Raw genomic sequence first — 22,775 nt, 5'->3', positions numbered from 1 at the left:
CAACCATGGCTCCACAGGAACCCCAGGCCGGGAAGGCCCTCGCGGCCTCCCCGGCCGCCGGGGGCCGGACGGTGTGGCGGCGGCTGCTCGCGCGGCGCGCCGTCCTCGCCGCCGGCCTCGTCATCGCCCTGCTCGCCCTGATCGCGGCAGCGGCACCGCTGCTCAGCGCGATCGAGGGCCAGGACCCCACCAGCTACCACAACGACCTGCTCGACTCGGCGGCCGGCGGGGTGCCCACCGGCTCCTTCGGCGGCGTCAGCGCCGAGCACTGGCTCGGCGTCGAACCCGGCACCGGGCGCGACGTGTTCGCCCGACTGGTCCACGGCGCCCGGATCTCGCTGCTCGTCGCCGTCGGCGCCACCCTCGTCCAGGTCGCCATCGGCGTCCTGCTCGGCCTCGCCGCGGGCCTCGGCAGCCGGCTGCTCGACCAGCTGATCGGCAACACCACCGAGGTGATGCTCGCGCTGCCCTCGCTGGTCTTCGCCATCTCGCTGATGGCGGTCGTGCCCTCCGACTTCCCCCGCCCGCTCCTGCTGACCCTGGTCATCGGGCTGCTCGGCTGGGCCGGCACCGCCCGGCTGGTCCGGGCGCAGACGCTCAGCCTCCGCCAGCTCGACTACGTGGCCGCGGCCCGGCTCGCCGGCGCCACCCGCTGGCGGATCGCCCGCCGGGAGCTGCTGCCGTCCCTGGCCGCGCCGGTCATCACCTACGCCGCGGTGCTGCTGCCGTCCAACGTGATCGCCGAGGCCGGGCTGTCCTTCCTCGGCGTGGGCGTCAAGCCGCCGACCTCGTCGTGGGGCCAGATGCTCTCCGGCGCGACCACCTGGTTCCGCGCCGACCCGATGTACGTGCTGCTCCCGTCCGCGTTGCTGTTCGCCACGGTGCTCGCCTTCACCGTGCTCGGCGACGCCGTCCGCACCGAGCTCGACCCCCGCGCGGCCTCCCGGCTGCGGGTCGGAACGGCGCGCGGCGCCGGCTCGTCGGGCAGCGGACCGTCGGGCACCGCATCGCCGGGCAGCGGCACGCCGGACCCCGCCCGCCCCGGCCCGTCGGCCGCCACCGAGGAGGCCACCGCATGACCCGCTTCCTGCTCCGCAGGGCCATCGGCATGGTCGGCGTCCTGCTCGCCATCTCGCTGATCGTCTACGCGGTCTTCTACATCGCCCCCGGCGACCCCGCCCAGCTGGCCTGCGGCGAGAAGTGCAGCCCCGCCCAGGTCCTCCAGGTACGCGAACGCCTCGGCCTCGACGCACCGGTCTACCTCCAGTACGCCCACTTCCTCCAGGGCGTCGTCGTCGGCCGCGACTTCAGCGCCGGGACGGGCCTGCTGCACTGCCCGGCGCCGTGCCTGGGCGTCTCCTACCGCAGCGGCGAGCAGGTCACCGACATGATCGCCGCCCGGCTCCCGGTGACGGCCTCGCTGGCACTCGGCGCGATGGTGCTCTGGCTGGCCCTCGGGGTCGGCACCGGGCTGCTCTCCGCGCTGCGCCGGGGCCGGCTCAGCGAGCGGCTGCTGACCGCGCTGACGCTGGCCGGCAACTCCATCCCGGTCTTCGTCATCGGCCTGGTGCTGCTCATCGTCCTGTGCGCCCAGCTCCAGTGGCTGCCGTTCCCGAGCTACGTACCGCTCACCGAGGACCCGCAGCAGTGGTTCTGGGGCCTGCTGCTGCCCTGGGTCTCGCTCGCGCTCATCGAGTCCGCCAAGTACGCCCGGCTGACCCGCTCGTCCATGCTGGAGACCCTCGCCGACGACCACATCCGGACCTTCCGGGCGTACGGCGTCAGCGAGCGGCGCCTGGTGACTAGGCACGCGCTGCGCGGCGCGCTCACCCCGGTGATCGCGCTCACCGCCATGGACCTCGGGACGATGTTCGGCTCCGCCGTGCTGACGGAGTCGCTGTTCGGGCTCCCGGGGCTCGGCAAGCTGCTGGTCAGCTCGGTCAGCCTGATCGACCTGCCGACCGTCGTCGGCCTCACCCTCGTCACCGGGTTCGCCGTGGTCCTCGCCAACGTCGTCGCGGACGTGCTCTACGCGGTGACCGATCGAAGGGTGGTCCTGACGTGAGCGCCGAACCCCTGGCTCCTCCCCTGGTCGACGTCCGGGATCTCGTCGTCGACTTCCCGGTCGGCGACGGGCACGTACGCGCCGTCGACGGCGTGGGCTTCACCCTGGAGGCCGGGCAGGCGCTCGGCATCGTCGGCGAGTCCGGGTCGGGCAAGAGCACCGTCGCCTACGGACTGCTCGGCCTGCACCGCGGCACCGGCGCCCGGGTCGGCGGCTCCGTCCGGGTCGCCGGCATCGACGCCGTCACCGCCGAGGGCGACGAACTGCGGCGGCTGCGCGGCGGGTTGGCGGCCATGGTGTTCCAGGACCCGCTCTCCGCCCTCGACCCGTACTACGCCGTGGGCGACCAGATCGCCGAGGTCGTACGGGTCCACCGGGCCGTCTCCCGCCGGGCCGCCAGGGCCCGCGCCGTCGAGGTGCTCGGCCGCGTCGGCATCCCCGACCCGGGACGGCGCTCGCGGTCGCGCCCGCACGAGTTCAGCGGCGGCATGCGCCAGCGGGTGCTGATCGCGATGGCCCTGGCCTGCGAGCCGCGGCTGCTGGTCGCCGACGAGCCCACGACCGCGCTGGACGTCACCGTCCAGGCCCAGATCCTCGACCTGCTGCACGAGTTGCGGGCCGAGACCGGGGCCGGGCTGGTCCTGGTCACCCACGATCTGGGGGTGGTCGCCGGGAGCGTCGACCGGGTGCTGGTGATGAAGGACGGCCGGGCGGTGGAACACGGCCCGGTCACCGAGGTGCTGGGCGCGCCGCGCGAGCCGTACACCCGCGCGCTGCTGTCGGCGGTGCCCCGGGTCGACGCTCCGGGCGCACCGACCGGGCCCGCCGGGCCTGCCGGTTCTGCCGGGCCTGCCGCGGGCACCGCCGCCGACGGAGCCGCCGGGCGCACCGACGGCGACGTCCTGCTCGAAGCCACCGACCTGCGCCGTGAGTTCGCCACCCGCGGCGGCCTCACCCGGCGCGCGGCCCCCGTGGCCGCCGTGGACGGCGTCTCGCTCACCGTGCACGCGGGCGAGACGCTGGGCATCGTCGGCGAGTCCGGCTCCGGCAAGACCACACTCGGGCGGATGCTGGTCCGGCTGCTGGAGCCGACCGGCGGCCGGCTCCACTACCGCGGCCGGGACATCGGAGCGCTCGGGGAGAACGAACTGCGCCCACTCCGGAGGGAGTTGCAGATGGTCTTCCAGGACCCGGTGTCCTCGCTCAACCCGCGCCGCAGCATCGGGGAGTCCATCGCCGACCCGCTGCGCATCGCCGGTGGGAGCGACGAGCGCCGCATCCGCGCCCGGGTCGGCGAGCTCCTCGAACGGGTGGGCCTCGACGCCGACTGGTACCACCGCTATCCGCACGAGTTCTCCGGCGGACAGCGCCAGCGGGTCGGCATCGCGCGGGCGCTCGCCCCGCAGCCGCGACTGATCGTCTGCGACGAGCCGGTCTCCGCACTGGACGTCACCACCCAGGCCCAGGTGGTCGCGTTGCTCGGCGAGTTGCAGCGCGACCTCGGCCTCGCGCTGGTCTTCATCGCCCACGACCTCGCCGTGGTCCGGCAGGTGAGCGACCGGGTCGCGGTGATGCAGGCCGGGCGGATCGTGGAGCAGGGCGACGCCGACGCCGTGTACGACTCCCCCCAGCACGCGTACACCAAGGGCCTGCTGGCGGCCGTGCCGGTGCTGGACCCGGTCGAGGCGACCGCCCGGCGCAACGCGCGCCTGGCATCCGCCGGAGCCTGACCGGCTCCCTGACCGGCTCCCGGCCGGGGCCCGCATCCGGTGAGGTGCGGGCCCCGGCCGGAGTGCTCAGCTCAGGCAGCCGACGTGCGCCAGGGCCCGTTTGAGCAGCGCCCCCTGACCGCCGGGCATGTCCTGCTGCACCAGCGGGGAGGCGGCCTCCTGCGGGCTGAACCAGACCAGGTCGAGCGCGTCCTGGCGCGGCCGGCAGTCGCCGGCCACCGGCACGACGTACGCCAGCGACACCGCGTGCTGACGCGGGTCGTGGAACTCGGTGATCCCCAGGGTCGGGAAGTACTCGGCGACCGTGAACGGTTGCAGCGAGGCCGGGATCCGGGGCAGCGCCACCGGGCCGAGGTCCTTCTCCAGATGGCGCAGCAGGGCGTCGCGGATCCGCTCGTGGTGCAGCACCCGGCCGGAGACCAGCGTGCGGCTGACCGTCCCGTCCGGTCCGATCCGCAGCAGGAGGCCGATCTGGGTGACCTCGCCGGCGTCGTCGACGCGGACCGGCACGGCCTCGACGTACAGGATCGGCATCTTGGCGCGGGTGGTCTCTAGTTCCTCGGGGGCGAGCCAGCCTGGCGTGGTTTCCGTCATGTCAGCCATTCGCCGATCGTACGTTCCCGGGCCCCGTCCGCGCCGGGCGCCCCGCCCGTCACACCGTCGAGCGCCGGCCCGCCGCACCGGCCCGCCGCACCGCTCCGCCCGGAGGCGCCCCACCAGAGCGCCCGGAACCGCGCTCGACGGGCACTTGAGGAATCCGGCCCCCACCCCTCGGCCCAACTAGGGTGCGACGCGTCCGCCCCACCATTCCGTCGACCCGAACAAGCAGCCGAATGACGCCCACCCGAGCGGACGCCCCGCGCCCGAGAGGAGAACCGCCATGCACCTCAAGGTCCTCGGCCCCCTCACCGCCGACCTCAACGGCATCTCCGTCGTCCCCACCGCCGCCAAGCAGCGCCAGATCCTGGCCCTCCTCGCGCTCTACCCGAACCGCATCCTGCCCACCGCCACCCTGATCGAGGAGATCTGGGGCGACGACCCGCCCAGACAGGCGCTCACCACCATGCAGACGTACATCCTGCAACTGCGCCGCCGGATCACCCACGGCCTCGGGCCGACCCCGCACATCACCGCCAAGGACATCCTGACCACCCGGCACGGCGGCTACCAGCTCACCACCCACCCGGACAACCTCGACGTCCACACCTACAGCCTGCTCACCACCCAGGGGCAGCACGCCTTCAACCACGGCCACGACCACCAGGCCGCCACCCACTTCCGGCAGGCCCTCGCGCTCTGGCACGGCCCGGCCCTGGTCGACGTGCGGCCCGGGCCGATCCTCGCCATCGAGATCATGCGCCTGGAGGAGAGCCGCCTGATCACCCTGGAACGCCGCATCGACACCGACCTGCGGCTCGGCCGGCACAACGAGCTCATCCCCGAACTCACCCACCTCACCCACCAGCACCCGCACCACGAGGGCCTGCACGCCCAGGCCATGGTCGCGCTCTACCGGGCCGGCCGGCAGACCACCGCCCTCGCCACCTACCACCACCTGCGGCACCGCCTCACCACCGAGCTCGGCATCCAGCCCTCCCCGCACCTGCAACACCTGCACCACGCGATCCTCACCCTCGACCCCACCCTCAACACCCCGACCACGGCCCACCCGACCACCTACAACCTCTACCCGGCCTGAGCTCCCGCCCCGACCACCCCACCGACCCCCGACCACCGACCACCCACCACCGGCCCGAGCTCCCAGCCCGCCCTCACCCCCAGGACCCGCCATGACCACCGCACCCGAGCAACCCCTCGCCCTGATCACCGGCGGCACCCGCGGGATCGGCCTCGCCATCGCCCGCGAGCTCGGCAGCCGCGGCCACCGCCTCTTCATCTGCGCCCGCACCGGCCCGCACATCACCGACGCGCTGGCCACCCTGCGCGGCGAGGGCCACCAGGCCGACGGCACCACCTGCGACGTGCGCGACCCCACCCAGGTCAGCGCGCTGATCCGGCACGTGGTGGCCGAGCACGGCCCGATCACCGTGCTGGTCAACAACGCCGGCCGCACCGGCGGCGGGCCGATCGCCACCACCACGGACGACCTCTGGTACGACGTCATCGACACCAACCTGAACGCCGTCTTCCTGGTCACCCGGGAGACCCTCAAGCACGGCCACCTCACCGGCACCGCGCACCCGCGGATCATCAACATCGCCTCCACCGCCGGGAAGCAGGCCGTCACCCTCGGCGCCCCGTACACCGCGAGCAAGCACGCCGTGATCGGCTTCACCCGGGCACTCGCCAAGGAACTGGCCCCGACCGGCACCACCGTCAACGCCATCTGCCCGGGCTACGTGCACACCCCGCACACCACCCGGATCCACCACGAGTACGCCACCGCCTACAACACCACCCCCGAGACCATCCACCAGCACTTCCAGACGCACATCCCGCTCGGCCGCTACACCACCCCGGAGGAGGTCGCCTCGCTGGCCGGCTACCTCACCTCCCCGACCGCCGCCAGCATCACCGCCCAGGCGCTGAACGTCTGCGGCGGCCTCGCCACCCAGTAACCCCGGCGCAACCCTGGCCGGCCCACGGGAAGGAACCGGGCTCCGGTGCCCGCTGATCAGCGATGACGAACCGTCACTTCTCCAGCGCACCCGTCACCCTGCTGGTGGCCGGCGCCCCGTCGCCCGAGCCCTGCCTGCCCGCCGCCCGTCCGCCAAGACGGCTCGACACCGGGGCGGTCAACGCCGCGCTGGCCCGCACCGCCACCCGCCGGTGGCGTCCGCCGCAGCCACGCGGGGCCGGCCGGCCCCCGGAGTTCCTGCTGGTCGAGCTGCAACAGGCCTACGAGGCCGACGTGCTGCGCGCCGCCCTGCGCGCCGTCGACGGGGCCAGTCCCACGCCCCAGGACCGGGCGGACGCGCTCTGGGAGCGCACGGTGGACGGCCCCGACGGGCTCGACCGGGTCCTGGCCGACCTCGGACGCGCCCTCGCCGCCGGAGCGCGGCTGCGCGCCGTCCTGGTCGAGGACCGCCGGGACGGCCTCCGGCGCCTGTTCGTCGGCATCGCCGCCGGACCGTCCGCGCGCGCCGCCGAACTCGTGGAGCGGCTGCGGGAGGCGCTGGCGCACCCGCCGGAGCCCGTCACGGTGCCGACCAGCGCGCTGCAACGGGAGATGCTGCGCCAGGTCATCGGGCGCGCCGACCACGGCGGGCGGCACGTCGAACAGCTGTCCTGGAACTGGCACGGGCCGCTGGACACCGACCGGTTCACCGCCGCCTGGCAGTCCGTGTTCGACCACGAGACGGTGCTGCGCGCCGCCTTCGACTGGGACGACACCGCCGGCGACCCCTGGATGGTGCTGCACGAACGGGCCGTCCCCGAAGTCACCCGGCACCCGCACGGCGCGGTCGGCTGGGACGACCTGCTGGAAGCCGACCGGCACCGCGGCTTCGACCTGCGCCGACCCGCCCTGCTGCGCGCCACCCTGCTCGACTCCGGCCCGCAGGACCAGGACGAGGGGCCGGCCACCCGGGTCCTGCTCACCTACCACCACGCGATGCTCGACGGCTGGAGCGTGCGGCTGCTCCTCCAGGCCTTCTACCGCGCCTACCTGACCGGCGGCGTCCTGCCCGGCGGCGAGCGCCGCCCCGACGTCCGCGACCACGCCCGCTGGCTCGACGCCCAGGGAAGCGACGCCGCCCGGCAGTTCTGGGCCACCCGGACCGCCGCCGGCGCCGTCCTCCCGCTCGCCCCCGACCCGACCCGGCGCGGCAGCGGACGCGCCCGGCGCCGGCTCACCCCGTACGAGGCGGTCCGGCTGCGCGGCTGGGCGGCCGCCTGGGGGGCGGGCGAGAGCAGCGCCCTCCAGGCCGCCTGGGCACTGCTGCTCTACCGCGCGGCGCAGTCCCGCGAGCACCGACCGGCCCGGGCGGTGCGGGTCGGCTTCGCGGTGACGGTCTCCGGACGGGGCATCCCGCTGGACGGCATCGACCGGCTGCCCGGCGCGCTGCGCAACCCGCTGCCGATCTCCGTCCGGGTGCACCCGGGCACGACGGTGCCGCAACTGCTCGCGGCCCTGCGCGACGGCGTGCTCGACCTCGCCGCCTACGAGTGGGTCTCGCCCGGACAGGCCCACCGCTGGAGCGCCACCCCGCGCGGGCAGCGGCCGCACAGCCTGGTCGTCCTGGAACACCAGCCGACCGCCCCGCACCACCTGCGGCTGGAGACCGACCTGGCCGCGCACGGCATCCACGTGGAGAACCCCGTACCGGCCGGCACCTTCACCTCGTACCCGATCACCCTCGCCGCCCACTACGACGCCACCGGCGGACTCGTCCTCACCACCACCCACGACCGCGCCCTGCTGGCCGACCGGGACGCCGTCGAACTCCTCAGCCAGAGCGCCCACCTGCTGCGCACCTTCCCCGACCTGCCGAGCGGCCTCAGCACCACGGAGGTGCTGCGCTCCACCCTCGCCGGACACCCCGCTCCCCGACCCGGCGGGCCCGCCGACCACCCGCCGGCCTCGGACGCGCCGACGGACGGCCCGGCCGTCCGGCTGGAGGTGCTGCGCCGGGCCGCCCGCCCGGGCGCGGGCTGGGTGCTGCTGCTGCCCCCGCCCGACGCCCCGCACACCCGCTACCCCGGCACCGCGCGCGGCTGGCCGGGGCCGCAGGCGCTCGGCGTGCTCCGCCCGGCCGCCGGCCCGCCCTCACCGGCCGCCTACCGCCCGGTCCTCGCCCCGCTGCTGGAGTCCCCGGCCCCGGTCGCCCTGGTCGCCGCGCCCGGCAGCGGCGTCACCGCCTACGAGGTCGCCCGGCTCGGCCCGCCGGCCCGCCCCCCGCTGGTCGTCCTGCTCCCCGACGACGCCGCCCCGTCCGACCTGTTCGCCCTGGCCCCCCTCCTCGGCGGCACGCCCCCGCCGTGATCCGCGCCCGACGCCCGATCGTTCCCATCAGCCGGACGAGTGACCAGGGCGCGTGGCTCGCCCCCACGGCCGAATTGGGTCACTTAGCGTCACCAGCATGATCTGGCTCGCCCGTAGAACCGCCCTTGCCTGCCTCGGCCTGCTCATCGCAAGTCTGTGGTTGGCCGTCCCCACGACGGCGTCCGCGGCACCGACGTTGACCCAGCTGGATATCGCCGGCAACTGCTCGCTGTCCTTCTCCGACACCGACGCTTCCGGAGTCGCCTACTTCATCGTCGAGCCGATCGGGACCTCGGGCGATCCCTGCCAGTTTCAGCTCACCGGCCCGCAGGGCACCCAAGTCGCGGACGTCACCGTGACCGGTGACCCGGCAGTCGTGTACGTCGGCGCCGCAGGCACGTACAGCGAACTGCTCACGGACGTCACCCAGGGCTCGACGGCCGGGTTCTCCAACCCGACGGTGACGGGCAGCCCGGCGCTGCCCGCGCTCCCGGCGGGCGAGGCGAGCAGTGGCGGGTGTTCCAAGGCGCTGCAACAGCGCACCGTGGCCGGCGCGGTGGTGCCGCAGTACGCCACCGGGTGGAACATCGTCTCCAGCGACAGCGGCGGCGCCTGCACCAACCAGGTCGGGGCGGTCGGCACCAACCCCTCGGGAACGGTGACCGGCACCACGGTGCAGGTCGCCATCCCCGACCCGTTCGGCCTGTCGCTGGCCAAGTCGGCGACCGCCGGCGGAGCCCCGATCACCACGGCGCAGGTCGGCCAGACCGTCACCTACCAGTACACCGTCACCAACACCGGCCCCGTGCCGTGGACGGCGGTCGCGGTCGACGATCCGCTCCCGGGGCTGTCGTCGATCAGCTGCCCCGGCACACCCCTCGCAGCCGGGCAGAGTCAGACCTGCCAGGCCACCTACACCCCCTCCGCGGCGGACGGAAGCGCCGGATCGGTCACCAACACCGCCACGGCCTCCGGCGTCGACGGGACCAGGCCGTTCGCCACGGGAGCCACGGTCACCTCGGGCCCCGCCACCGCCCGACTGAACATCACCACCGCCAGCCCGTCCCCGTCCCCCTCACCGTCGGCGTCCCCCTCCTCCTCGCCGTCCCCCTCCTCCTCACCGTCGCCGTCGGCCTCACCGTCCCCCTCCTCCTCACCGTCGCCGTCGGCCTCACCGTCCCCCTCCTCCTCACCGTCGCCGTCGGCCTCCCCCTCGCCCTCCACGACCACCGCGCCGCCGTCGCCCTCCACGACCACGACCACCACGCCCGCGACCGCGACCGCGACCGCGACCGCGACCGCGACCGGGCCTGAACTGCCCGAGACCGGAGCACACGTCGGCCCGGCAGCGTGGATTGCCGCCGCCCTCATCGCCACGGGGGCGGGTGCCGCCTGGTTCGGCAGGCCGAGGCCGCGACGCCGACGCTGCTGACGGCACGAGGAAATCCGCGGACCCCTCTCACTCCGCCATCGGGCCTGCCAGGCCCTCCCAGACGGGTGAGGGGGGTTCGGCCACGCTCCGGCGGGGACGTGAACGTGGCGGGCGGGTCAGCTCCCGGAGTGCCCGGACCGGTGCACTGGTGCACTGGTGCGCCGGTTCGCAAAGGCCTGGCCGCGATCTCCCTGATCGGCCGCGACCTGCTGGCGAAGGGCGCCAGGCTCCGTCTTCAGCACCTGCGGTGCGGCGGACCCTAAGGTGAGGCATGGCCTGCTTCGTCCTGACCCGCCGTTCGCCGCTGCCCCCGGCCGTCTGCTGGGAGCGGCTGACCGCCTGGCCCCGGCACGGTGACCGGGTGCCGTTCACCCGGGTCACCGTGGTGCGGGGCGGTGGCGGGCAGGCGGGGGACGCCATCCTGGCCCGGACGGTCATCGGGCCGTTCCGGTTCGACGACCCGATGGAGATCGTCGGCCTGGCCGCCCCCGCACCTGGGCGCGACGGGCTGTGCCGGCTGGAGAAGCGGGGCCGGCTGGTGCTCGGCTGGGCCGAACTGCGCGTACGGGCCCCCGGCCAGGACACCGGGCAGACCGGGGAGACCGGCGGATCCGAGGTGACCTGGACGGAGGAACTCCGGGTCGCGCGCCTGCCCGCGGCACTCGACCCGCTCGTGGCCCGCGCCGGACGCCTGGTCTTCGGCCGGGTGCTGGACCAGCTGCTGGAGGCGGGACCCCGTACGGCCTGACGTCGCGCCAGAGCCGGTACTGCCGGCGGACGTACCCGCGCGGGTCGTCGTCGACCGTGACGCGGTCGTACTCCGCCGGCATTCGGTGACGGTCCCGGCCAGTGGCGTCGGGTCGGCCGGTGGCCTCGGGTCGGCCGCCTACGCCGACAGGATCCGCCGCAGGACTTCCCGCAACTCGGCGTCGCCGGCGGGCGGGTGGGGCGCCTGCCAGGCGATGTGGCCGTCGGGGCGGGTGAGGAGCGCGCCGGTGGCGGGGAGGCCGGAGAGGCCGGGCCAGTCGGCTGCGGGCAGTGGCCGCAGCACGACGGGCAGGCCTGCCGCTGCGGCGGTGTCGGCCTGGCGTTGCCAGGCGGGGTCGCCGGTGGGTGTGAGCAGGGTGAAGCCGGGGCCGATGAGGTCGAGCGTCGACGCCGCCCCGGGGAGTCCGGCCAGGCACAGGTGCGGGAGGCGGCCACCGGGCCCGCCGTCGGGGTGCTCGCCGTCCGGGTCCAGCGGCGGGCGGGCGGGTGCGTCGGGGTCGGCGTGGACGGCGGTGGAGCGGTAGGCCGCCGTGAGCAGCAGTTCGTCGTCGATCCGGTAGCCGGTGCGGGCGCGGGAGTTGGCGAGGGACAGGTCGATGACCTGGCGGGCGACGGGGCGGCGCTCGGCCTGGTAGGTGTCCAGCAGCGCTTCGCCGGCCGACCCGGCCACGACCGCGGCGAGCTTCCAGGCCAGGTTGTCGGCGTCGCCGATGCCGGTGTTCATGCCGTGTCCACCGGTGGGGGGCGTCACATGGGCCGCGTCGCCCGCGATCAGGACCCGTGACCGGCGGTAGGTGTCGGCGAGTTGGGCGTCCAGCCGCCAGGTCTGGGTGTCCCGGACGGTGACGTCGAGGTCGGGCAGTCCGGCGGCGTCGCGCACCAGCCGGGCCAGCTGCCGGTGGTCGCCGAGGAGGTCGGCGAGGTCGGCGCGCCCGGGGTCGTAGGGGTGCTGGTAGATCCAGTGCCGGTCGTTGTCCACGGCCAGGAAGCCGCCGCGGCCGGGCTCGGTGAGGAAGTAGGACGCGCTGGCCCGGTCGGCGACGACCTCGCCGAGCGGCGCCTCGAAGCGGATGCTGAGGAAGTGGCCGAGGCCGGTCGGCCCTGCCATGGCGATCCCGGCGCCGGTGCGGACGGTGCTCGCTGCGCCGTCGCAGCCGATCAGCCAGTCGGCGCGCACGGTGTGCCGGTCGCCGGTGGCCCGGTCCTCCAGCACCGCGTGCACGCCCTCGCCGCCGCCTGCGGATGCGCCGACGGTGGCGGGCTCGGTGAACTCGGTGAACTCGGTGAACTCGGTGAACTCGGTGAAGGAGAGCAGCCGGGTGGCGAACCGTACGCCGTCCGGCGCGAGTTCACGGGCCTGGCGCAGCAGCACGGCCTCCAGGGCGTCCTGCGAGCAGATGAGCCCCGGCGACGGGGTGCGCTCGGCGCCGCCGTCCGGGGCGCCGGCCACGCCGGTGCGTACGAAGTCCGGGTCGACGAGGTCGCGGCCGCGGTAGAAGAAGACGTGCGAGGCCGGGAGCCCGGCCTGCCGGATGTCGGCTTCCAGTCCGAGCCTGCGGAAGATCTCCATCGAACGCGCGGACACGCCACGGGCCTTGGGGTGGCGGGAGGTGCCCTGGTGCGCCTCGACGAGCAGGTGCGGCACGCCGTGCCCGGAGAGCAGGAGCGACATGGTCAGGCCGACCGGGCCTGCGCCGACGATCAGGACGGACGTCGTTGCCGGGAATCGCATGCCACTCCTTCGTAACGCCTAATCTTTGATTTCGACGTTACCATGGGGTGCGCAAACGATCGGAAGGGGCGTACCCATGACCCAGGACCACGACGGCGGCAACCCCCGCGGCCTCCACTTCGTCACCGAGCTCGCGAACACCGTCCGCGCCGACCCCGAGGCGGGCGCCGCCGATCTGCAAGCCCTCCTGGAACGCCACGGAGGCCCGCCCTTCCGCCTCACCGACGCCGACGCCCGGGAGCTGCGCGAAGCCGCCGCCCCGCTGATCGGCATCCTCGCCCTCCACGACGAGGACGAGGCGGCCGAAGCGATCAACACCCTGCTCGACCACTACCCGGCCCGCCCCCGCCTCGTCCGCCTCCCCGGCCGCCCCTGGTCGATGCACACCCAGGCGCCCCCGGCCGCCGGCCTCACCCACTGGCTGCTCTCCACCTCCGCCCTAGCCCTCGGCCTGTGGCTCAGCGAGCGCGGCACCTGCGCCTGGGGCGAGTGCGCCGCCCCCGACTGCAACCGCTTCTTCATCGACACCGGCCGCCGCACCCCGCAGCGCTTCTGCACCCCGCGCTGCGCCACCCGGGTGCGGGTCGCCGCCCACCGGGCCCAGCGCGCCACCGACTGACGGCCCGCCGGCGCGCCCCTCCCCCACCCTTCAGCCGGGTGACGTCGCGGCAGCTGCGGATGGCGACGATGTCCGGGCGATGGCTCGAACCCGGCTACGGCCGTCCCGACCGGCCACCGACTCCTCGTTGGACAGTCCGGCCAGCACCGCGTACGGCACCGTGGGCAACTCCGACAGGTCTGTGGCAGGCCAGGCCCCCCAGCACACCGGTCACCGCACGGGCGGCGGCACAGTCCACGTCACGCAAAGTACCGTGGGCCACCCTGCTTCTGACGAAGGCCGCGTCCAGACGACCCGGCACCTCGCGGGGAGTGAACGTTCATGAGCGTAGGCGTCGCCCGTGGCAGGCAACCCGCGACATCCCGGCCCGTGCGCCCTGGGGCAGGCTCCGTGCACTGCGCGGCAGGCGACTGTTTCCCCGCCAGGAGCCGCCTGGGCTCTGTGGTCCGACCACGGTCCGGCTCCCGACCCGGCTCCCGATCCGGCGCCTGCAACCCGGCACACCTTCACGGCGTCGAAGGGCCCGCGTCAGCAGCCGGCATCGGTCAGCGAGCACCGCACAACCGCAGGAAGCGCCCTGCCCCGCGCCAAGGAAGGCCCCACTGGTGACAGCGGGACCTTTCCTGTTCAAGCAGGCATAGCGGAATATCCCATTAAGGTGCTTGTATACCTTATACAGTACTCCCCCTGTAACGGCATCCGGCTGACGCCGGGGGCTCAGAGTGTGTGGGCTCGGACAGGAGAAGCGGCGGCATGAGCGTGACGAGCAATGACGACGGGCACGAAGTGCCCGTGGCGGTACCGGGCACGAACGACTCCTCCGCTCCGGACCCGCCGGCCGCGGCCGACCACGGCCGACGGCTGACCTGGCTCGGCTACGCCCTGATCGTCATCGTCTACCTGGGCATCATCCAAGGGCTCGGCGCGGCCATTCACGTGGACAACGGGAACTCCCGGAGCCAGTTCCCGACGACCGAGGCGATCGTCCACAACGCGCTGATCCCGATCGGCGCCTCCATCGTGTTCGTGAGCGCGGTGATCACCTGGCTCAGGTGGTGGCCCGCTGTCTTCCGCTACCGCGCACCTGTGCGGCGGTGGGTGCACCTGGTGCCGATCTCGATGATCGTCGCTGCGGTCGCGGGGCTCAACTACGGGCATCTCGCCCAGCAGCAGGCGTCGCTGGTGGTGTGCCTGCTGGTGCTCGGGGTGTTCGTCGGGGTCGGTGAGGAGTTGATGTTCCGCGGCGTCGGTGTCCAGGTCTTCCGGCGGGCCGGCCTCAGCGAGGGCCGGACCGCGTTGTTCTCCTCGGTCGTCTTCGGACTGGTCCACGTCAGCAATGCCATCAGCACCGGCCCGCAGGCGATCGGGCAGGCGGTGATCGTGGCGACCTCCGGTTACTTCTTCTACCTGTGTCTGCGCGTCGGCGGGGTCATCCTGCTCCCGATGCTGGTCCACGGCCTGTGGGACACCAGCCTGATCTCGAACCTGGTCGGCCCCGAACCAGGTGTTTCGGTCGGCATGGTCCTGCTCATCGCGCTGCAGATCGCGCTGATCGTCGTACTCATCGTCCGGCGCAAGCGAATCGAACCCTCCGTGGCAGTCGACCAGGGACCGCTGGCGTGATGATCCCGTCGCCGCTCCCGTACGGCGTGGAGCACCCGCACGGGTGAATCGGCCGGCACTCGGCCGCGGGTGTGAACGGCGAAGGGGGACACGCCCTTGCCCGGCGGGTGAGACAGCGGATGTCAATCGGGCGTCAGACTCCGCAGTCCGGCGCTACGACGCGAAGACGCCGATCCGGGCCCCGCCTCCCGCAAAACCCGAGCCGGACCCCAGGAACAGCCAGTTCAGGCATGGCCGAAATCACTCCCTGGTTACGAGGATGTACTTTCCGTAGGGTCCCGGTTGTGCGTCATGTCCACGTGCACGGCCGAGGGAGCGGGCTTCATGAGTGTCAGTGACGGCGTGGTGAAGGTCTACAGTGACCGCACCTACAGCTCCACCACGGTGGTCCGCCATCAAGGAACGACCGTGGCGTTCGCGATGGACGACCAGCGGCGCATCGTGTACTCGGTCCTGGCGCTCGGTGCCTACGATCCCGCCCGGGGGGAGGCGGACGCCGCCTACTGGACCGAGGATCCGCTGGAGCTGTCCTTTCCCGAGGAGCTCGTCCGCGTCGGGTACGCCGCGCTCGGTACCGTGACGATGCCTCACGTCAAGAAGGGCGGGCGGGTCGAGGCGGAGCACACGCAGGTGCTCGCCCCGCAGGAGAGCGACCCGTTCCTGTCCAGCACGGCCCGGCTCACCGCCGCCGTCCCGTTCCAGGTGCTGTCGGACGGCACGTACGTGGTGGTGCTGCGCCAGTCGGTGGCCGCCGGACACCCGGACGCCGTGCGCGAGGCGGGGTCCGGCCGGGCGTCGGGGGGCGCGACGGGGGCAGCGCTGGTCGACTCGGCGCTGCTGTGCGACCGCTTCCTGCTGGTGGACGGTGTCCTCAAGCCCGTACGGGAGATCCGCTACCGGCGCAGCCGCAGCAAGGACCGGCCGGATTCGGCGAAGGACAGCCTGGGCGGCACCGACATGGAGGGCCGTCCGTTCCGCGAGCCGACGCAGGTACTCGGCTTCGTAAGGAACCTGAGCGAGGGGCGGTTCACGGCGCTGCTCGTACCCACCAGCGTCGCGGGCACCGGCCGCTGGCAGTTCTTCAGCCACAACACGGCCACCTCCCGGATCGACGCCCTGAGCGTGGAGCAGAGCACGGACGGGCTGTTCGACACCCGGGGAAGCCGGGCCTGGACCAGCCCCGACCCCGCCTACCAGGGCGCCGTGTACGAGCGGGAGCCCGGCACCTGCCCCTTCACGGGGGCGCCGCTGGTGCCGGTGGCGTCCCGCTCCGGCTCCGGGGAGACCGCGCTGCGGCTGGCCGGGCCCGACGCGGCGGCGGCGGTCGCCGGCGTGCGGGACGGGCCGGAGTTCACCGTCGAGGTGTGGCTGCGGCCCGAGCGGGCGGCGGCCACGACCGTGTACACCGACGGCTTCGTGCTGGAGCTGGCCGAGGGCGGCGTGCCCCTGCTCAGCGGGTCGGGCACCGTCACCGGGACCCGGGCCCTGGCGGCCGGCGAGTACGCCCACCTCGCCGTGGTCTGCCGGGACGGTACGGCCACGCTGCACGTGGACGGACTGCCCTGCGGGACCGGTCCGTTCACCCCGCCGCCCGGCACCGGCACCGCGGTGCTCGGCGGCGCCGGGCGGAACGTGGCGTTCGACGCCGACGAGCTGCGGATCTGGGACCGGGCCCGGGCGCAGGACGAGCTGCGGCAGGATCGCGGCCACCGGCTGGTCGGGGACGAACCCGGACTGGTCGCGTACTACCGCTTCGACGAGGCGTCAGGTTCCGTGGCGCACGACCAGACGGACCGTGCGCGGCATGCCGCCCTGTCCGGGGCCGTGTCGTGGGTGACCTCGACGGCGCCGGTGGGCGAGCACGCGGGCATCCGCCGGGACAGCTTCTCCTTCGCCGCCCGCACCGTCCTCTCCGCCCCGTCGGCGATCCTCTACCACCAGCAGGAGGCCCAGGCTGCCGGGTACCACGACGTGCCCAAGCCCGCCAAGCACCAGACCCGGGTGCTGCTGTCGTGCGCCACGGGCGACGCGGCCGCGCCGGACGCCGAACCCCGCCTCGCCGTCCTCGATCTCGCCGTCGGCGCCGACGGCCGGCTCGCGCAGGTCGCCGACGTCCTGACCCTGCCGGACCTCACCACCCGGGAGCACGAGGACCTGGACCACCAGAGCGCGCTGGAACAGCGGATCAAGGGCCTCCGGACCGAGATCGCGGACCTGCGGGCCCAGTCGGTCACCCTCACCGCCACCTGCGCGGACATCCCGGCCCGCCAGGCCGCGGAGGACGCCACGCGGCACGCACTGACCGCGGCCGAGGCGCAGTGGGAACTCCAGCGCGACAACCCCGCGGACTGGGACAACGCCCAGCTGCGCTTCACCAGGCCCGACGGCCACAGCTACTGGGTCGGCCCGCAGGGCAACACCCTCCACCACAAGAACCCCCTGAACGGTTGGGACACCGTGCCCGGCATCAGCAGCTGGCGGTTCGTCTACTCCGGCTGGCGGGACGGCGTCGGCCGCAAGCTCTACTTCATCCGCCTCGTCAACGGCGGCTACCAGATGAACGTCTACGGCGGCACCAGCGCCGAGGGCAGCTACGTCCAGCTGTACAACAGCAGCAACGCCAACACCGCCAACGAACTGTTCGCCGTGATCCCCCAGTCCGAGGGCACCTACCAGATCGTCGCCTACCACAGCGGCAAGACGCTCGCGATCCGCGCCGCCGGCGGCAACTACCTGGCCCAGTACACCAGCTCCACCGTCATGGCCGGCGGCGAGGGCCGGTGCCGGATCGACCGGATCTCCTGGTCCGGTGCGGACACCGCCTTCACCGCCGCGCGCAACGCCCACGACGCCGCCCAGGAACAGCTCCAGGCGCTGCTGGCCGCCCAGGAGCAGCTCAACGACGTCACCCTCCAACTCGCCGTCCGCGAAGCGGCCCTGACTTCCGCACAGGACGAACTCGGCCGGTTCACCGACGGCCTGTCCGGCACCGACGACGTGACGGTCGCCGCCGCGCACCTGGGCACCGACGCCACCGGGCTCGGCTCCACCGGCGGACTGCTGTCCTTCGCCCGCACCTCCTCACGGCCCTTCCTGATGGACAGTGCCACCGGCCACGTCGCGCTGTACTTCCGCGGCCTCAACGACCAGTTCTTCGCCGCCTACTACGACACCCAGGTGGTGCGCGGCACCAAGACCCTCGGCATCGGGGACGCCGCGCTGCTGTTCACCGCCAGGGACGCCGGAGTGGACCTGACCGGGGTGAGCGTGAGCGTCACCGCGGTCCAGGGGCAGCCGGGGTTGTGCGACCTCACCATCGACCTGCCCGGCGACCGCGAGGTCTGGCGCGCCCTGCCCCGCGACACCGGCACGCTCGTCGACGTGCTCTCGGGCGCCACGCACGTCCCGCAGACGCTCGGCACCGCCGCCGAGCCCGTCCGGACCGACGGACCGGACCCCTCAGACGCCTCGGACCCCTCCGCCGCCGAAGCCACGCTCGGCCTGGCGGCCCCACTCGGCCGGCCGCTCGCCGCCCCCGCCTACATCGCCACCGACGACGGCGTCCGGCTGCTCACCGAGTCGGCCCCGGCCGGGGCCACCGCACTGCGCGTCGACCGGCCCTGCCGCCCCGCGCCCGGCTCGCCCGTGCGCCTCGTCCCGTACGACCCCGCCCTGGCACGCGCCGAGCGGCCCGGCGCGGACCTCTCCCGCGGTTCCCGCCTCGTCACCGTCGCGGCGGCCTCCCCCGACGCCCGGGTGCAGGACGGCACCGCCGACGACGCCGTCGTCGGACAGCCCTGCCGCTGGCGCGGCTCGTCCCCCGGCCGCGCCTTCGCCTTCAACGGCACCGACCAGTACCTGGCCCTGCCCGCCGCGGCCCTCCCCACCACCACGACCGCCTCGAACGTCACGGTCGAGGCGTGGGTCAACCCCTACCGGGCCACCCGCACCGCGTGTCTGGTGCACGCCGCGAACGACGCCGACGCCCCTTACAGCCTGCTGCTCGCCGATGCCACCGCCCGTACGGCGGTGGTCTTCGACGGCGCCGACGACCAGGTGTCCGTCGACGGCCTCGCCCTGTCCGGAACCGCCCTGACCATCGAGCTGTGGGCCAGGCGGGCCGTCGCCGCCCACACCGCGAGCGAGACGATCCTGTCCTACGGCGCCGGCGCGCTGTCCCTGTCCTACGACCAGGCCGGGACGGTCTCCTTCGCCCTCGGGAGCGAGGTCCTCACCACCGCCGCGTCGTACACCGACACCGACTGGCACCACTGGGCCGCCGTCCTCGACCCCGCCACCCGCACCCAGGTCCTCTACCGCGACGGCGTCGAGGCCGCCCGCCGTTCCACGGCCCGAACCGTCACCCGCGACGGACGGCTCGTGCTCGGCGGTCTCGGCGCCGCCGCGTCCTTCCGGGGCGGCATCGACAGCCTGCGGGTGTGGAACCGCGCTCGGACGGCCGACGAGATCCGTGACCTGATGCGGCAGAACGTCGCCAGCGGACTGCCCGGCCTGCTCGGCTCGTGGACCTGCGGCGACCAGCAGTTCCTGGACACCTCCGGTCACGGCCGCCACGGCGTCCTCGGCGGAACCCCGCAGGCGGGCGAGTCCCACTCCAAGGGCTACCGGGTCGTCGCCGGCGTCGGTGAGCGCGCCGTCCGCAGCCGGGACGTCTTCCCGGCCGGCGAGTGGGCCCACGTGGCCTCCGCTTTCGAACAGTCCTGGGCCGTCCGGCTCGACGGCTCGTCCTGGCTGGACAGCGACGGGGACGACTCCCTCGGCCTCACCGGCGACCTCACCCTGGAGGTCTTCGGCACGCTGGAACGCCTCGGCACCACCCAGGGCCTGATCACCCGTGGCCGGCTCGGCGGCGAGGAGCACGTGCCCTACCAGCTGTCCGTACGCCCGGACGGCAGGCTGGAGTTCGCCTTCGAGGAGGCCGGTCCGGTCGTCCGGCGCTTCGTGTCGACGGCCACCGTCCCCTCCGGCCGCTTCACCCGGATCGCCGTCGTCAAGCGGGCCGGCCGCGAGACCACCGAACAGCGGGGCACCCGGCAGATCGCCCTCACCGGCCCGGACGGAGCCGGCACCACCCAGACCGTCGACGTCGTCCAGGGCGTCGACGTCCACGCCTGGGACGACATCACCTTCTACATCGACGGCACCCCCACCGGAACCTCCCGCTACACCGGCCCCGGCCCCGAGAGCGGCACCGGCACCCTGGAGATCGGGCGGGTCCGGGAGGGCATGCGGACGTACGGGACGCGCGGCGTCCTCGGCGAGGTCCGGATCTGGAACAAGGCCCGCGACGCCGCCGTCATCGGCACCCCGGTCTCCCCGCGCGACACCGGTCTGGTGGCCCGGTTCACCTTCGAGGAGAACACCGGCAGCACCACGACCGACACCACCGGCGCCCACACCGCCCGGCTGCGCGGCGCCACCTGGACGCGCGACCCCGACCCCCGGGCCAGCGTCTTCCGCCTCTACCGCAACGGCATCGCGCTGGCCACCGATCCGGTCGACGCGGCGGCCCCCGACAGCCCGACGCACTACGGGGAACGGCAGTTCACCCTCGGCGCCCGCCTGGCCGGCACCACCGTCACCGACGCCCTCGACGGGACCCTCGAAGAGGTCCGGGTCTGGCGCACCGCCCGCACCGCGGAACAGATCAGCGACAACCTCTTCACCCGCCTCAAGGGCGACAAGGAAGACCTGATCGGCTACTGGCCCTTCGACCGGGACTCCACCTCCGGCGGCACCGACGTGGTCCGCGACATGGGCCTGCGCGGCAACCACCTGCGGCCCGGCCCCGGCGCCGCGCCGACCGTGGTCCTGTCCACCGCTCCGGTCTCCACCGACACCGCGGCCGTGCGCTCCGCCGTCTCCGGCGTGCGCACCCCCTTCCACGAGACCGTCGCCACCGCACCGGCCGTCGGCGAGTACGCCGACATGCAGTACGCGGCCGACGGCACTGCCACCGGTGTGATGAAACGCGCCTACTCCTACCTCACCGAGGAGGGCCGCTGGCGCCTGGTCACCGGCTACAAGGTGGGTGACCTGGTCAGCGAGTGGGTCAGCCAGGTCCAGTACGACCCCCAGCTCATCGGCTACATCGAAGGCGCCCCGCCGGTCCCCTCCGAGAACCTCACCGGCCAGGGCAACGACTACCGGGGCGCCTCCAGCGTCGGATTCACCACCGCCGACTCCGTCACCGAGTCGCTGTCCTCCTCCCGCGACCGCAGCGCGGACGCCGCCTTCCACTTCGCGTTCAAGAACACCTACGACGCGGACACCCTGCTCATCATGGCCCCGCTGGGCATCGGCACCGCCAAACCGGCGGTCAAGGGCGGCGCCGTCCTCAGCCTGGACAACACCCTCGAATTCACCAACACCTGGACCGACGCGACCACCCTCACCCAGGCCACCGACACCGCGCGGGCCACCACCGTCGCCCTCACCGGCCACTGGGAGGACCCCGCCCACCTGCTCAACCCCGCGCTCGGCCGCCGCTACCAGCCCGCCAACACCGGCTTCGCTCTGGTGCAGTCGCAGACCGCCGACGTGTTCGCGCTGCGCCTCGCCCACACCGGCACGCTCGTCGCCTACCGGATGCTGCCCAACCCCGACATCCCCAGGGACTGGAACATCCTCACCTTCCCCATCAACCCCCAGTACACCAAGCAGGGCACCCTCGACGGCGGTGTCGGCTTCGACGAACACGGCAAGGTCCTCGACCCCGCCTACCCCAACGCCCAGCGGTACGGCGAGTACAGCTACTACAAGCCGCGCGAGGCCTACGCCCTCAAACGCGCCATCCAGCGCCGCCGGCAGCAGCTGCGCAGCTACTACGAGAGCGTCTCCACCGCCACCGGCACGCCCGATCCCACGCAGCAGCGGGCCGCCAGGATCGCCGAGACCTTCGTCGGGCCGATCGACGACAACCGGGGCGAGAGCACCGGGCAGACCGCTGCCGACGGGGCCGTCGTGCGCGACCTGGCCAACACGTACGTGTGGACCGCCGACGGAGGATTCTTCGCCGAGACGACCACCACCACGGACTCCGTCACCGAGACCACCGCCGGTTCCTACACCGTCAAGGACATGGCCACCGCGGGCGCCGAGTTCGGCTTCACCGTGTTCGGCGTCGGCATCGGCGCCCAGCTCGACGCGAGCCTCGGCGGCAGCCACAGCGTCACCCGCACCCGCGCCCGCGACGCCTCCCGCTCCTACTCCCTCGACGTGGACTGCCGCCCCTCCGGCGACCTCCAGGCCTACAGCGCCGACGGACAGACCCGTTTCGACCCCGACGGCAGCCCCCGCCGGGTGCCGGGGAAGGTCGACGCCTACCGGTTCATGAGCTTCTACCTCCACGAGTCCGGGGACAACTTCGACGACTTCTTCCACAAGGTCGTCGACCCGCTCTGGCTCGCCGGCTCCTCCGCACCCAGCGCCGCGGCACTGCGCCAGACCCAGCAGTCCGACCGCAAGCCGCCCTGCTGGCGCGTCCTGCACCGGGTCACCTTCGTCTCCCGCATCCTGCCGCCGGTCCCCGCCGCCGACACGCCGCCGCTGGAGCAGGACCTGGTCCGCGCCGACATCGCGTCCAACTACGAACTCGTCCGCCGCCTGGACCCGTACGTACGCCAGGCCACCGCGACCAGGACCGCCCTCGCCGCAGCCACCCGTACGGCCCTCACCACCCACCTGCCGCACCTCCTCGCCCACGAGGAGGCCATCACCCGGTTCCTCACCGACTACTACGGCGTCACCGAGTAACCCCCGCTCACGGCGGAGACCCCACCGCCCCGCACACTCCGCAACGCACCGGCTCGAACCGACCCGCTCTCGTGTCTGCCCACCC

General features: G+C 73.8%; 13 protein-coding genes. 11 read left to right on the top strand and 2 right to left on the bottom strand.

Features of this window, described 5'->3' with window-relative positions:
- The first annotated feature begins 5 nt into the window (after nucleotides 1-5).
- The 3 genes from AB0O82_RS26075 to AB0O82_RS26065 are packed head-to-tail and all read left to right on the top strand — an operon-like array spanning nucleotide 6 to nucleotide 3,795.
- Nucleotides 6-1,079, top strand: a complete 1,074-nt coding sequence (locus AB0O82_RS26075; RefSeq protein WP_363586379.1) for an ABC transporter permease — start codon at nucleotides 6-8, stop codon at nucleotides 1,077-1,079.
- On the top strand, nucleotides 1,076-2,065 hold the full coding sequence (locus AB0O82_RS26070) for an ABC transporter permease (RefSeq protein ID WP_363586378.1): 990 nt from the start codon (nucleotides 1,076-1,078) through the stop codon (nucleotides 2,063-2,065). Before AB0O82_RS26075 ends, AB0O82_RS26070 begins: the two co-directional genes overlap by 4 nt.
- Nucleotides 2,066-2,076: 11 nt before the next feature.
- On the top strand, nucleotides 2,077-3,795 hold the full coding sequence (locus tag AB0O82_RS26065; protein ID WP_363586400.1) for an ABC transporter ATP-binding protein: 1,719 nt from the start codon (nucleotides 2,077-2,079) through the stop codon (nucleotides 3,793-3,795).
- A 66-nt stretch (nucleotides 3,796-3,861) separates the two neighbouring features.
- Here AB0O82_RS26065 and AB0O82_RS26060 read toward each other — a convergent pair whose 3' ends face one another.
- Nucleotides 3,862-4,389, bottom strand: coding sequence for an NUDIX hydrolase family protein (locus AB0O82_RS26060; RefSeq protein ID WP_350884975.1), 528 nt, complete (start codon nucleotides 4,387-4,389; stop codon nucleotides 3,862-3,864).
- A 286-nt stretch (nucleotides 4,390-4,675) separates the two neighbouring features.
- On the opposite strand from AB0O82_RS26060, the gene AB0O82_RS26055 reads away from it, so the two are divergent.
- The 5 genes from AB0O82_RS26055 (at nucleotide 4,676) to AB0O82_RS26035 (ending at nucleotide 10,920) form a co-directional block, all read left to right on the top strand.
- Complete coding sequence (locus tag AB0O82_RS26055; RefSeq protein ID WP_363586377.1) at nucleotides 4,676-5,494, top strand: AfsR/SARP family transcriptional regulator; 819 nt, start codon at nucleotides 4,676-4,678, stop codon at nucleotides 5,492-5,494.
- Nucleotides 5,495-5,585: 91 nt separating this feature from the next.
- Nucleotides 5,586-6,374 carry an SDR family NAD(P)-dependent oxidoreductase gene (locus AB0O82_RS26050; RefSeq protein ID WP_363586376.1) on the top strand — a complete coding sequence of 263 codons (789 nt, stop codon included), beginning with the start codon at nucleotides 5,586-5,588 and terminating at the stop codon, nucleotides 6,372-6,374.
- Nucleotides 6,375-6,436: 62 nt separating this feature from the next.
- Nucleotides 6,437-8,740 (top strand): condensation domain-containing protein, encoded by a 2,304-nt coding sequence (locus AB0O82_RS26045; protein WP_363586375.1) that lies wholly within the window; start codon nucleotides 6,437-6,439, stop codon nucleotides 8,738-8,740.
- A gap of 97 nt (nucleotides 8,741-8,837) precedes the next feature.
- Nucleotides 8,838-10,172 (top strand): hypothetical protein, encoded by a 1,335-nt coding sequence (locus tag AB0O82_RS26040; RefSeq protein WP_363586374.1) that lies wholly within the window; start codon nucleotides 8,838-8,840, stop codon nucleotides 10,170-10,172.
- Nucleotides 10,173-10,443: 271 nt separating this feature from the next.
- Nucleotides 10,444-10,920 carry an SRPBCC family protein gene (locus AB0O82_RS26035; protein WP_363586373.1) on the top strand — a complete coding sequence of 159 codons (477 nt, stop codon included), beginning with the start codon at nucleotides 10,444-10,446 and terminating at the stop codon, nucleotides 10,918-10,920.
- Nucleotides 10,921-11,058: 138 nt separating this feature from the next.
- On the opposite strand, the gene AB0O82_RS26030 is transcribed toward AB0O82_RS26035, so the two are convergent.
- Nucleotides 11,059-12,672, bottom strand: a complete 1,614-nt coding sequence (locus AB0O82_RS26030; protein ID WP_363586372.1) for an FAD-dependent monooxygenase — start codon at nucleotides 12,670-12,672, stop codon at nucleotides 11,059-11,061.
- A 76-nt stretch (nucleotides 12,673-12,748) separates the two neighbouring features.
- Between AB0O82_RS26030 and AB0O82_RS26025 the strand changes: the two genes are divergently transcribed.
- From AB0O82_RS26025 to AB0O82_RS26015, 3 genes are all read left to right on the top strand, one after another.
- The gene (locus tag AB0O82_RS26025; RefSeq protein WP_363586371.1) at nucleotides 12,749-13,291 is read left to right on the top strand and encodes a CGNR zinc finger domain-containing protein; all 543 of its coding nucleotides are present in this window, start codon (nucleotides 12,749-12,751) and stop codon (nucleotides 13,289-13,291) included.
- Between the two features lie 753 nt (nucleotides 13,292-14,044).
- Nucleotides 14,045-14,914, top strand: a complete 870-nt coding sequence (locus AB0O82_RS26020; protein ID WP_363586370.1) for a type II CAAX endopeptidase family protein — start codon at nucleotides 14,045-14,047, stop codon at nucleotides 14,912-14,914.
- Nucleotides 14,915-15,238: 324 nt separating this feature from the next.
- A complete protein-coding gene (locus AB0O82_RS26015) occupies nucleotides 15,239-22,690 on the top strand; it encodes a LamG-like jellyroll fold domain-containing protein (protein WP_363586369.1) in 7,452 nt (2,483 codons plus the stop codon).
- The last annotated feature ends 85 nt before the right edge of the window (nucleotides 22,691-22,775 follow it).

It is taken from the genome of Kitasatospora sp. NPDC088264 (genome assembly GCF_040685715.1).
GTDB lineage: Bacteria > Actinomycetota > Actinomycetes > Streptomycetales > Streptomycetaceae > Kitasatospora.
The sequence above is the reverse complement of the archived record's forward strand: the minus strand, read 5'-3'. Positions and strand labels throughout refer to the sequence as shown.